Here is a 10,700-nt window from a genome sequence, read left to right on the forward strand (position 1 = left end):
TAGCGTGGGTTTGTGATGGCCTTTCGCTATGGCGAGTACCACGACGGCCCCGACCCCCTGGCTCCTCCGTACGACGTCAGGGCGGCGCTCGACGAGATGGGCGACGCCATCCTGTCGGGCTCGACGCCGGTCCACGCCCTGCGCGACCTGCTCAAGCGCGGCCTGCCCGGCACGCAAGAGCGGCGCGGGCTCGACGACATGCTCAGGGAGGTCCGCAAGCGCCGTCGCGACCTGCGCGAGCGCGGGCGGCTCGACGGCACGCTGGAGCGCGCCAGGGCCCTGCTGGACAAGGCGATCGGGCAGGAGCGGGCCGAGCTGTTCCCCGACCCGTCGGACGACGCGCGGCTGCGGGAGGCGGGGCTCGACGCGCTGCCGGAGGACACGGCCAGCGCGATCCAGGAGCTGAGCACGTACGACTGGCGCTCGGCCGCAGCCCGCCAGACCTTCGAGGAGCTGCGGGACCTGCTGCGCAGGGAGGTCCTGGACAGCCAGTTCAAGGGCCTGCGCGACGCGCTGGCCAACCCCGACCCGCAGGCGATGGAACGCATCCGGCAGATGATGTCGGATTTGAACGACATGCTCGACAAGGACGCCAGGGGCGAGCACACCCAGGCCGACTTCGACGCCTTCATGGACAAGCACGGCGACCTGTTCCCCGAGAAGCCGCGCAACCTGGAGGAGCTCGTCGACATCCTGGCCCGCCGCGCCGCCGCCACGCAGCGCATGCTGGCCTCGATGACGCCGCGCCAGCGCGAGGAGCTGAGCAACCTCATCAACCAGACCCTCGACCAGGCGGGCCTGTCCGACCAGATGCGCCGGCTCGGCGAGGCCCTCTACTCCCGCCGCCCCGACCTGGCCTGGAATGCCCCGGAACGGCTCACCGGCGAAGAGCCGCTGGGCATGGGCGACGCCGTGACGGCGCTGGAGGAGCTGGCCGACCTCACCCAGCTGGAGACCGCCCTGCGCCAGGACTACCCGGGCGCGCGGCTCGACGACATCGACGAGGCCGCCGTACGGCGTGCGCTCGGCCGCTCCGCGGTGGACGACCTGGAGGCGCTCAAGCGCATCGAGCGCGAGCTGGAGGAGCAGGGCTACCTGCTGCGCCGCCGCGGCAAGCTGGAGCTCACCCCGAAGGCCGTGCGCCGCCTGGGCGAGACCGCGCTGCGCAGGGTGTTCTCCTCGCTGGACGCGGGCCGGCGCGGCGACCACGACCAGCACGACGCGGGCTCGGCGGGCGAGCTGACCGGCTCGTCGCGGCCGTGGCGCTTCGGCGACGAGCAGCCGATCGACGTGGTGCGCACGCTGGTGAACGGCGTCCGCAGCGGCGGCATCATGCTGGGCGACCGCGTCGGGGTGCGGCTGTCGGTCGACGACTTCGAGGTGGCCGAGACGGAGCGGCGCAGCGCCGCGGCCGTCTGCCTGCTGGTGGACCTGTCGTACTCGATGGCGCTGCGCGGCACCTGGGCCGCCGCCAAGCAGACGGCGCTGGCCCTGCAAGCCCTGGTGGCCTCCAAGTTCCCGCAGGACGCCGTGCAGATCATCGGCTTCTCCAACTACGCCAGGGTGTTGCAGCCCGACGAGCTGGCGGGCCTCGACTGGGACATGGTCCAGGGCACGAACCTGCACCACGCCCTGCTCATCGCCGGCCGCCACCTCGACCGCCACCCCGACTTCGAGCCGGTGGTGCTGGTGGTCACCGACGGCGAGCCCACAGCTCACCTCATGCGCAACGGCCGGTCGGCGTTCGAGTGGCCGCCGTCGCACGAGACGCTGGAGCTGACGCTGGCCGAGGTGGACAAGATGACCCGGCGGCGCGCGACGATCAACGTCTTCATGCTGGCGGCGGACGACCGGCTCAAGGAGTTCGTGGACGAGGTGGCCCGCAGGAACGGCGGCCGGGTCTTCTCGCCGAGCGCGGATCGGCTCGGCGAGTACGTGGTCAGCGACTTCCTGCGGCTGCGCCGAGCCCGCTGAGCCGGGACTCCTCCGCCTCGCCCGCCCAACTTGTCGGTGCCGGCTGGCAGACTCGCCCCTCATGGACGACAACGTGCTGCTCAGAGACGTGACGGAGGCCGACCTGGAGGTGCTCCTGGAGCACGAGCAGGATCAGGAGGCCGCGCGGCGCTCCCGGTTCCGCCCGCGCGAGCGGGAGGCGTTCATGCACCACTGGAAGACCCGCGTCCTCGGCGACCCGACCGTGTTCGTGCAGGCCGTCATGGTGGAAGACGAGCTGGCGGGCAACGTGGTGGCCTGGTGGGAGGGCGACCGTCGCTTCATCGGCTACTGGTTCGGCAGGGCGTTCTGGGGCCGCGGGATCGGCACCCGGGCCCTGGGGCTCTTCCTCGGTCAGGAGCGGAACAGGCCGCTGTACGCCGATCCCTTCCACGGCAACCTGGCGTCGGTGCGGCTGCTGGAGAAGCACGGGTTCGAGCGGTCGGGCACGGTGACACACGGCGAGGACGAGCACATCCTGCTGGTGCTGCGCCAGGCTGTCGGTGCCCGTCTGTAAGGTCCGCGGCATGGACGAGACCTCCAGAACCCGGCAGAGCGCGCACGCCTACGTCGAGAGCGCCGAGCGGCGCGACTGGGAGGCCTTCGCCGCCCTGCTCGCCGAGGACGTCGTGTACGAGATGCCACAGACCCGGGAGCGCATCAGCGGCAGGTCCGCCTTCCTCCGGTTCAACATGGACTATCCCGGCGACTGGCATCTGGCGGTCCGGCGGATCGTCGCGGACGGCCGGCACGCCGCGGCCTGGCTCGACACCCGCGTCGGCGACGAGCGCCAGGACGCCTGTGTGTGGTTCGAGTTCTCCGGGGAGGGGCTGATCAGCCGGGTCACCGATTTCTGGCCCGAGCCGTACGAACCGCCGGCCGGTCGCGAGCACCTCGTGGAGCGCTGGTAGGCGGGGGCTCAGCCTCCGCCCGGGAGGCCAGATCGATGCCCGCGACCGAGCGCAGCCGCTCCTCGAACAGCACCCTCAGCCGGGCCCAGGCCGGTCGCTCCTCCTCGCCGTGGTGGCTGAGCAGGTCGTACCGGACGGCGGCGTCGGCGCGGGACCGCAGCCCGGCCGGAACCGGCAGCAGGTCGGGGTGGGCGACGAAGTAGTCGGCCATGGCGGTGGCCAGCTCATCCACCCGGGGGTCGTCCGGCTTCCACTCGGCGGCCTGCCACAGGAGCTTGACCAGGCGGACGTACGCGGGGTCCCGCAGGGCGCGCCCGACCTTGCCGACGTAGTCGTCGAAGCCCTCCGGCACCAGGGCCCTGACCAGCACCAGGCCCTCCCTGGCCATGGTCACGTCGGCCTCGGTGAAGCCGAACTCGGCGGCCACCTCGTCCAGCGCCTCGACCACGCGGGCGGGCAGCAGGGCGCGGTCGCCGGTGGCGAGCCTGCGCAGGGTGTCGCGGCGGGCGATCAGCTCGTCGATGCGGTCGTCGAGGCGTCGTTCCGCGTCGGTGAGCGCGGCGGCGAACCGGTCGGGGGCGGCGTCGAGCATCGTCCCGATCTCGGCCAGCGGGACGCCTGCGGCGGCCAGCGTCCTGATCTGGACCAGCCGCAGCAGGTCCGCCGGGCCGTAGCGGCGGTAGCCGGAGGTGTCGCGGCGGGGCTCGTCGATGAGGCCGTGCTTGTGGTAGTGCCGCACGGCCTTCACCGTGACGCCGGCGAACGCCGCCGCCTGGCCGATGGTGACGCCGACCGTCATGATCGCCGGATCATCAGGTGCCTCACCGGCCCGATGTTGGCGCGGGTCATCACGAGCACCACCGGCCTGAAGATCGCGTGGTTCCCGCCAGCTCGCGGACCGCGTCGGCGACCGCGCGGAAGTCCTTGCGCAGCAGGTTGCCGTGGTTGGCGGCGACCTTCGCGCTGACTCGCACGTTCGGGTTGCGGGCCAGCACCGGCCCGAGGCTGGCCCGCATGTCCTCCATCTCGGCCCGCCCGCCCCCGAGGTTCGCGCCCGTGGCGACCACGTACCGGACCGGGCACCTCACACTGTCGAGAACGGGGTCGAGCGCGGCGTAAACCCCGATCAGCTCGATGTTGCTCGCGGCATGCTCGGAGGCGGACATCTTGCCGGCCATGCCCATCGTGGACAGCAACGGCAGCAGCCAGCGCGACCGCCGCCACAGCCGCCGGATCCGCTCCTCCGCGTAGGAGAAGTCATACGGGTAGGCGCCGTCCACGGACACCACCCCCGCGACCCCGTCCGGGTTCCGGCAGGCCCAGTGCAACGCGACCGGCGCGCCGTACGACCAGCCCACCAGGATCGGCCGCGCCACGTCCCTCGCCGCCAGGACGACCCCCACGTCGTGGACGTGCGTCTCGAACGAGGCGGCCGCGGCCGAACGCCTCGACCGGCCGCGGGCCCGCATGTCGTAGGTGATGTGCCGGTAGCCGCCGCCGAGTTCGGCGATGACGCGTCGCCAGTACCGCCGGCTCGCGAACTGGCCGTTGAGGTAGAGCACGCACGGGCCTGGGCCGCCGGTGTCGGTCACGGCCAGCGCGGTGTCGTCGACCGGCACCATGCCGGTCCAGGTGGCGTTGGAAGCGGTCACCTGTTCAGCGTGCGCCCTGACCTCGGGTCAGGGTCAACCGACTTCGAGCACCAGCTTGCCGGTGGTGCGCCCCGACTCGATGCGGCGGTGCGCCTCGGCGGCCTCCTCCAGCCGCAGCGTCTCCACCCCCACCCGCAGCTCCCCGCTCGCGCCCCCGGCCACCGCCCTGCGCAACGCCTGCCCGGCGACCTCGGGAAAGGCGGCGGAGAACGCGGCCAGGTTGAACCCGGACACCGTCTTGTTGGTCAGCCACAGCTCGTTGGCCGGGATGCCGACGTCCTCGGCGCCGGAGGCGTTGCCCAGCACCACCATCCGGCCCATCGGCGCGAGCAGGTCCAGGCTGCCGCGCCGGGTCGCGCCGCCGACCATGTCCACGACCACGTCGAACCGCCCGGCCCCGGCCGCCTGCTCGCGCAGCACCACCTCGTCGTAGCCGTACCCGAGAGCTGTCCCGATCTTGGCGGCGCTGCCCACGGTGCCGGCCACGCGGCCCGCGCCCAGCAGGCGGGCGGCCTGGCCGAGCTGGCTGCCCAGGCCTCCGGCGGCGGCGTGCACGAGCACGCTCTCCCCCGGCTCGATGCGGGCCACCCGGTCGAGCACCAGGAACGCCGTGGTGCTGTTGGACGGCAGCGCCGCCGCCAGGCCCAGCTCCAGGTCGTACCCGTCCAGCGGGGCCACCAGGTCGGCGGAGGTGACCGCCACCTCGGCGTACCCGCCGCTGTCCACGATCGTCAGCGCGGCGACCGGCTGCCCCACCCGCAGCCCCTCCACGCCTGGGCCGAGCGCCCGGACGCGGCCGGACACCTCGATCCCGGGCACGAACGGCAGCGGCACGTCCGCGAGCCCCTGCCGGTAGAGGATCTCGGCGAAGTTGGCGCCCGCGTACGCCACGTCGATGGCGACCTGCCCGGGCCCTGGCTCGGGCACCTCGACCTCGTCGAGCCTGAGAACGTCCGCGTCGCCGAAGCGGGGAATGGTGATTGCCTTCATGCCGTCCATCGTGCTGGGACGGCTCCAGGACAGGCAGTGTCAGCTCATCCTGGGTGTACGGCCACCAGGCTCTCCACCTTCTCCTTGGTGCCGGTGTCGGGGTGCGGCGTGTGCAGCACCACGTTAAGGTCCGCCCGGTCCGGCAGCCGGAACAGCGAGTACTCGAAGACGAGCTCCCCCACCTCGGGATGGGTGATCTCCTTCATCCCCTGCGAGCGGGAGCGCACCTCGGGCCGCGCCCACAGCCCGGCGAAGTCCGCGCTGGTCGCGAGCAGTTCCTCGACGATCCGGCCGAAGACCGGATCGTCCGGGTACCTGGCCGCTCCGGCGCGGAAGTCGGCCACCATGTCGGGCGCGAACTCGTGCCACGAGGTGAACCGGCCCCGGTAGATCGGATGGGTGAAGAACGCGACCATGCAGTTGCTCACGTCGTCGTCGTAGCCGAACACCCAGCGGGACGCGTCGTTCATGGCCACCAGGTTGTAGTGCCGGTCGAGCACGTGCGCCGGGTTGGGCATCCACGCGTCCAGCACGGCCCGGAGCTGGTCGTTCACCGGCGTGCCCGGCTGCCCGGCGGGGTCGGGCGGGTTCAGCCCGGCGAGCACGTACAGGTGCGTGCGCTCCGCCTCGCCGAGCAGCAGCGCGCGGGCGACCGCGTCGAGCACGGCGTCGGAGACCTTGATGTCGCGCCCCTGCTCCAGCCATGTGTACCAGGACACCCCGACCCCGGCGAGCACGGCCACCTCCTCCCGCCGCAGCCCGGGCGTGCGCCGGCGGCCCGCGGCGGGCATGCCGACGTCGGCCGGGGTGAGCGCTTCGCGTTTGGCTCGCAGGAATTCCTTGAGCTGGTCGCGGCGGCGTTGACTGGAAGTCACAAAACACACCATAAGCGACATGCAATCCTCGACGTTTCAGGTGATCGTCAAGCGGTCGCGGGCGGCCCGCGCGGCAGCATCCTGTGGTTCCATCTCATCTGGGCGCTCGGACGCCTGCCGGACCCAGTGCCCCGCCCCGGCGAACGCCACTGGAGCGCCCCTCCAGCCGGCCGGCTCCTGGGCCTGCTCCGCTTCTTCGCCTCGGCCCCGCCCGCCCCCTGGCCCGATCTGACCTGACCCGCACGAGGAGGATCGCGATGGACAGCACGTTCTTCGACGAGGCGGACCGGCTCCTGGTCCGCTACGGCACCGGCTTCACCCCGCGTCTCATCGAACGTGCCTCCGGCGCGTACGTCTACGACCGCGACGGCACCCCGATACTCGACTTCACCTCCGGCCAGATGAGCGCCATCCTCGGCCACGCCCACCCGGACATCGTGGCCACGGTCTCGTCCGCCGTGGCGTCGCTGGACCACCTCTACAGCGGCATGCTCAGCACCCCGCTCCTGCGGCTCGCCGACAGGCTCACCGCCTCCCTGCCCCCTTCGCTGAGCAAGATGCTGCTGCTCACCACGGGCGCCGAGGCGAACGAGGCCGCGATCAAGATGGCCAAGCTCGCCACCGGCCGTTACGAGATCGTCTCCTTCGACCGTTCCTGGCACGGCATGACCCAGGGGGCGGCCTCGGCCACGTTCTCGGCCGGCCGGCGCGGCTACGGCCCGCCGACGCCCGGCAACCTCGCGCTGCCCGCCCCGAACGCCTACCGCTCGCCGTTCCGCTCCCCCGACGGCTCGCACGACTGGGAGAGCGAGCTGACCTACGGCTTCGCCCTGGTGGACCAGCAGTCGTCCGGCAGCCTCGCCGCCTGCCTCATCGAGCCGATCCTGTCGTCGGGCGGCATCATCGACCTGCCGCCCGGCTACCTGCGCCGCCTCAAGGAGCTGTGCGACGAGCGCGGCATGCTGCTCATCCTGGACGAGGCGCAGACCGGCCTCGGCCGCACCGGCACCATGTACGCGTTCGAACGCGACGGCGTCACCCCCGACGTCCTCACCCTCTCGAAGACCCTCGGCGCGGGCCTCCCCGTCGCCGCCGTCGTCACCACCGCCACCATCGAGCAGACCTGCCACGAGCGCGGCTTCCTCTTCTACACCACCCACGTCTCCGACCCGCTCGCCGCCGCCGTCGGCCTGACCGTCCTCGACGTCATCGAACGCGACCGCCTCGTCGAACGCGCCGCCCTCCTCGGCGACCAGCTCACCACCCGCCTCCTGGCCCTGCGCGACGGTTACGAGGCCGTCGGCGACGTCCGCGGCCGTGGCCTGCTGCAGGGGCTCGAACTGGTGCGGGACAAGCACACCAAGGCCCCGGCGGACGCGCTGGGCCAGGCGGTCACCGCGGCCTGCCTCGAACGGGGCCTGCACATGAACATCGTTCAGCTAGCCGGGATGGGCGGCATCTTCCGCATCGCCCCGCCGCTCACGATCAGCGAGGACGAACTGCACACCGGCCTGGACATCCTGGAAGCCTCACTCAAGGCCGTCCTCGACGCCGCCGCGAGACCGAACCGTGCGGAACCCGGCCGGGTCCCGGAGAGCCGGGGGTCGGGCCATGCCGCTCAGGCGAGGGCGTAGAAGTCCAGAGCCACGTCGAACCCGTCACGGCAGTTGCGGTGCGACCGGTAGCAGGGCCGCCACGCCGAGCTGGCCCCCACCCCGGCCTGGGCGTCGCGCAGGGCCGCCGGAACGCGTTCCGGCCGGGGAAGCAGGCCGTGCCCCAGGTAGCGGACGCCGGTCAGCTCCGTGTGCCGGCCGCGGTCGCCGGAGACGAAGGTGCCCAGCCGCCAGCCGCTCTCCTCGTCCCACACCAGCGCGGTCTCGTCGGTGAGCCGCAGCGTGGCGTCCCTGGGATCGCACGGGCCTTCCCACCAATCCGCGACCTCAGCCCCGAGCAGGCCGACGACCTGCTGGACGTAGCTGATCGGCTGCTGCAGCCACTCGTCGGTGTACGGCTCGACGTGCCGGATGGCCACGGACGGCACCCCCTTGTGCCCAGACGGTAAGGAAAAAACGGCGACAAGAAACGATACCCGCGACGAACTTATTCCGTTGCACGTCCGTCTAGTCATTACGGACGATATTTACGTCCGACACGGGGAAGGAGGGGTGACCATGATTGCCGCGGTTCTCCTCATCGTGCTGATGGTCGTCGCGGTGGCGACCACGGAGCTTTGCATGCGCTGTTCTGCGGACGGCAAAGAGAGTGTCGAGTCCCCTACCGAGATCGTCGGGGACTAGTCTCTCTGCCATGCCGTCCCTGCTTCTCTGGCTGCACATCGGGTTCGCGATCTTCACGATCGGTCCGGTGACGGCCGCGACGATGTCCGCGCCGCGCGCCATCCGCGCCAAGAACGTGCCCGCGCTGCAGTTCATCCAGCGCATCACGAGGATCTACAGCCTCGGGAGCCTGGGCGTGTTCGTGTTCGGGCTGGTGCTCGGCATCGTGCTCGGTGACGGGCTGCTCGGGCGGTGGTACATGACGGCGTCGATGACGCTGTTCATCGTGGCCGCCGTTCTGCTCGTGATCATCGACCGTGATCTGCGCACCGCCGTCCAGGCGCTCTCCAGCGAGAGCGCCGACGACGACGCCAAGGTGCAGAACGGACGGATCGCCGCGATCAGCGGGCTGCTGTCCGTGATCTGGCTGGTGATCCTGTTCCTGATGGTCGTTCCGGAGTGACGATCAGCCCAGTGCCTGGGTGAGGTCGGCCAGCAGGTCGTCGACGGTCTCGATGCCGACCGAGAGCCGCACCAGGTCGGCGGGCACCTCCAGGGGTGATCCCGCCGCCGAGGCGTGCGTCATCCTGCCCGGGTGCTCGATCAGCGACTCGACCCCGCCGAGCGACTCGCCCAGTGTGAACAGCTCGGCCCTGTCGCACACCGCGACGGCCTCCGCCTCGCCCCCGGCCACGCGGAACGACACCATGCCGCCGAACCTGCGCATCTGCTTGGCCGCCACCTCGTGGCCGGCGTGCTCGGGCAGGCCCGGGTAGAGCACCTCGGTCACGCGCGGGTGGGCGAGCAGCAAGTCGACGACGCGCTCGGCGTTGTCGCAGTGCCGGTCCATGCGTACGCCGAGCGTCTTGAGCCCCCGCAGCGTCAGCCACGCGTCGAACGGCCCGGCCACCGCGCCCATCGCGTTCTGGTGGTAGGTCAGCTCCTCGCCTAGCCCGGCGCCGGCGGCCACCAGCGCGCCGCCCACCACGTCGGAGTGCCCGCCGACGTACTTGGTGGTGGAGTGCACGACCACGTCGGCGCCCAGGGCGAGCGGCTGTTGCAAGTACGGCGAGGCGAACGTGTTGTCCACGACCAGCAGCGAACCGTTGTCGTGGGCGAGCTGCGCCAGCGCGGCGATGTCGGCGATGCCGAGCAGCGGGTTGGTGGGCGTCTCGACCCAGACGACCTTGGTCTTCTGCGTCATGGCGGCGGCCACGGCGTCGAGGTCGTGCAGCGGGACGGGGTCGTAGTGCAGGCCCCAGCGCTCGTGCACCTTGGCGAACAGCCGGTAGGTGCCGCCGTACGCGTCGTTCGGGATGATCACGTGGTCCTGCGGCTTGCACACCGTACGCAGCAGCGTGTCCTCGGCGGCCAGCCCCGACGCGAACGCCAGCCCCCGCGCCCCGCCCTCCACGGCGGCCAGCGCGGACTCGAGCGCGGTCCTGGTGGGGTTCGCCGAGCGGCTGTACTCATATCCGGAACGCAGGCCGCCCACGCCGTCCTGCTTGTAGGTGGACGTGGCGTAGATCGGGGGCACGACCGCGCCTGTCAGAGGGTCAGGCTCCTGACCTGCGTGGATGGCCAGCGTCTCAAAACCGTTGCTCATACAGGCCACGTTACAGGCCCGTATTCGCACGGACGGCCCGCGATCCGGTCCCCACCGGATCGCGGGCCGCGCACGGGAACCCGTCCCCACGAGACCCCCGTGCTCAGCTCGCGCACCATGCCCGCGCGAGCCGGGTCGATCAGGCCGCCCTGGGCTCCTGACGGTCCCCGCCTGACCGGGGCGGGAGCCGTACCACGTCCGCCTTGACGAACCGGCCGCTGCCGCCCTCGGCCCGCTCCCCGTTGATCCGGGAGAGCAGCACCGGGTCGGCGAGCGCGAGCAGCACCCCCACGACCAGCCCGACCCCCAGCAGCGCGAACCCTATGGCAACCATGTCTCTCCCCTTCCGACACATCCAGCATCGGTGACACCCCCCGCCCGCCGCCTCCGCTGAAGGG

Annotated in this window: 13 protein-coding genes; 6 read left to right on the forward strand and 7 right to left on the reverse strand. The window is 71.7% G+C overall.

Annotated elements, in window-relative coordinates; translation table 11 throughout:
• The first annotated feature begins 15 nt into the window (after positions 1-15).
• The 3 genes from FXF51_RS25130 (at position 16) to FXF51_RS25140 (ending at position 2,903) form a co-directional block, all read left to right on the forward strand.
• On the forward strand, positions 16-1,974 hold the full coding sequence (locus FXF51_RS25130) for a vWA domain-containing protein (RefSeq protein WP_148437115.1): 1,959 nt from the start codon (positions 16-18) through the stop codon (positions 1,972-1,974).
• 61 nt (positions 1,975-2,035) lie between these two features.
• Positions 2,036-2,509, forward strand: a complete 474-nt coding sequence (locus FXF51_RS25135) for a GNAT family N-acetyltransferase (protein ID WP_148437116.1) — start codon at positions 2,036-2,038, stop codon at positions 2,507-2,509.
• A 10-nt stretch (positions 2,510-2,519) separates the two neighbouring features.
• The gene (locus FXF51_RS25140) at positions 2,520-2,903 is read left to right on the forward strand and encodes a nuclear transport factor 2 family protein (protein WP_187414554.1); all 384 of its coding nucleotides are present in this window, start codon (positions 2,520-2,522) and stop codon (positions 2,901-2,903) included.
• Here the strand turns inward: FXF51_RS25140 and FXF51_RS25145 are convergent.
• From FXF51_RS25145 to FXF51_RS25160, 4 genes are read right to left on the reverse strand one after another with little or no spacing between them, the layout of a single operon-like run.
• Complete coding sequence (locus tag FXF51_RS25145) at positions 2,836-3,702, reverse strand: MerR family transcriptional regulator (protein ID WP_148437118.1); 867 nt, start codon at positions 3,700-3,702, stop codon at positions 2,836-2,838. The two genes, FXF51_RS25140 and FXF51_RS25145, sit on opposite strands and share 68 nt — an antisense overlap.
• Positions 3,703-3,751: 49 nt before the next feature.
• Entirely contained in the window at positions 3,752-4,555 is an 804-nt protein-coding gene (locus FXF51_RS25150) for an alpha/beta fold hydrolase (RefSeq protein WP_262379818.1), read from the reverse strand.
• 33 nt (positions 4,556-4,588) lie between these two features.
• Positions 4,589-5,545, reverse strand: a complete 957-nt coding sequence (locus FXF51_RS25155; protein ID WP_187414555.1) for a zinc-binding alcohol dehydrogenase family protein — start codon at positions 5,543-5,545, stop codon at positions 4,589-4,591.
• 44 nt (positions 5,546-5,589) lie between these two features.
• On the reverse strand, positions 5,590-6,420 hold the full coding sequence (locus FXF51_RS25160) for a helix-turn-helix transcriptional regulator (RefSeq protein ID WP_316247637.1): 831 nt from the start codon (positions 6,418-6,420) through the stop codon (positions 5,590-5,592).
• Positions 6,421-6,677: 257 nt separating this feature from the next.
• Here FXF51_RS25160 and FXF51_RS25165 point away from each other — a divergent pair, with 257 nt between their 5' ends.
• Positions 6,678-8,054 (forward strand): aspartate aminotransferase family protein, encoded by a 1,377-nt coding sequence (locus FXF51_RS25165; protein WP_148437121.1) that lies wholly within the window; start codon positions 6,678-6,680, stop codon positions 8,052-8,054.
• Here FXF51_RS25165 and FXF51_RS25170 read toward each other — a convergent pair.
• Complete coding sequence (locus FXF51_RS25170) at positions 8,039-8,452, reverse strand: DUF6292 family protein (RefSeq protein WP_262379819.1); 414 nt, start codon at positions 8,450-8,452, stop codon at positions 8,039-8,041. The genes FXF51_RS25165 and FXF51_RS25170 overlap by 16 nt on opposite strands.
• 139 nt (positions 8,453-8,591) lie before the next feature.
• On the opposite strand from FXF51_RS25170, the gene FXF51_RS62755 reads away from it, so the two are divergent.
• Both FXF51_RS62755 and FXF51_RS25175 read left to right on the forward strand, forming a co-directional pair.
• Complete coding sequence (locus tag FXF51_RS62755; RefSeq protein WP_262379820.1) at positions 8,592-8,717, forward strand: hypothetical protein; 126 nt, start codon at positions 8,592-8,594, stop codon at positions 8,715-8,717.
• Between the two features lie 10 nt (positions 8,718-8,727).
• On the forward strand, positions 8,728-9,159 hold the full coding sequence (locus FXF51_RS25175; RefSeq protein WP_148437123.1) for a hypothetical protein: 432 nt from the start codon (positions 8,728-8,730) through the stop codon (positions 9,157-9,159).
• Positions 9,160-9,162: 3 nt separating this feature from the next.
• Here FXF51_RS25175 and FXF51_RS25180 read toward each other — a convergent pair whose 3' ends face one another.
• Both FXF51_RS25180 and FXF51_RS25185 read right to left on the reverse strand, forming a co-directional pair.
• A complete protein-coding gene (locus FXF51_RS25180) occupies positions 9,163-10,302 on the reverse strand; it encodes a cystathionine gamma-synthase (RefSeq protein WP_148437124.1) in 1,140 nt (379 codons plus the stop codon).
• A gap of 139 nt (positions 10,303-10,441) precedes the next feature.
• Entirely contained in the window at positions 10,442-10,636 is a 195-nt protein-coding gene (locus FXF51_RS25185; protein ID WP_148437125.1) for a hypothetical protein, read from the reverse strand.
• Positions 10,637-10,700: the final 64 nt, after the last annotated feature.

It is taken from the genome of Nonomuraea sp. PA05 (assembly GCF_008086045.1).
In the GTDB taxonomy this organism is placed as follows: domain Bacteria; phylum Actinomycetota; class Actinomycetes; order Streptosporangiales; family Streptosporangiaceae; genus Nonomuraea; species Nonomuraea monospora.

Coding starts and splice junctions, on each gene's coding strand:
- FXF51_RS25130 (WP_148437115.1), top strand. CDS start 16: ATGGCCTTTCGCTATGGCGAGTACCACGACGGCCCCGACCCCCTGGCT.
- FXF51_RS25135 (WP_148437116.1), top strand. CDS start 2,036: ATGGACGACAACGTGCTGCTCAGAGACGTGACGGAGGCCGACCTGGAG.
- FXF51_RS25140 (WP_187414554.1), top strand. CDS start 2,520: ATGGACGAGACCTCCAGAACCCGGCAGAGCGCGCACGCCTACGTCGAG.
- FXF51_RS25145 (WP_148437118.1), bottom strand. CDS start 3,702: ATGACGGTCGGCGTCACCATCGGCCAGGCGGCGGCGTTCGCCGGCGTC.
- FXF51_RS25155 (WP_187414555.1), bottom strand. CDS start 5,545: ATGAAGGCAATCACCATTCCCCGCTTCGGCGACGCGGACGTTCTCAGG.
- FXF51_RS25165 (WP_148437121.1), top strand. CDS start 6,678: ATGGACAGCACGTTCTTCGACGAGGCGGACCGGCTCCTGGTCCGCTAC.
- FXF51_RS62755 (WP_262379820.1), top strand. CDS start 8,592: ATGATTGCCGCGGTTCTCCTCATCGTGCTGATGGTCGTCGCGGTGGCG.
- FXF51_RS25175 (WP_148437123.1), top strand. CDS start 8,728: ATGCCGTCCCTGCTTCTCTGGCTGCACATCGGGTTCGCGATCTTCACG.
- FXF51_RS25180 (WP_148437124.1), bottom strand. CDS start 10,302: ATGAGCAACGGTTTTGAGACGCTGGCCATCCACGCAGGTCAGGAGCCT.
- FXF51_RS25185 (WP_148437125.1), bottom strand. CDS start 10,636: ATGGTTGCCATAGGGTTCGCGCTGCTGGGGGTCGGGCTGGTCGTGGGG.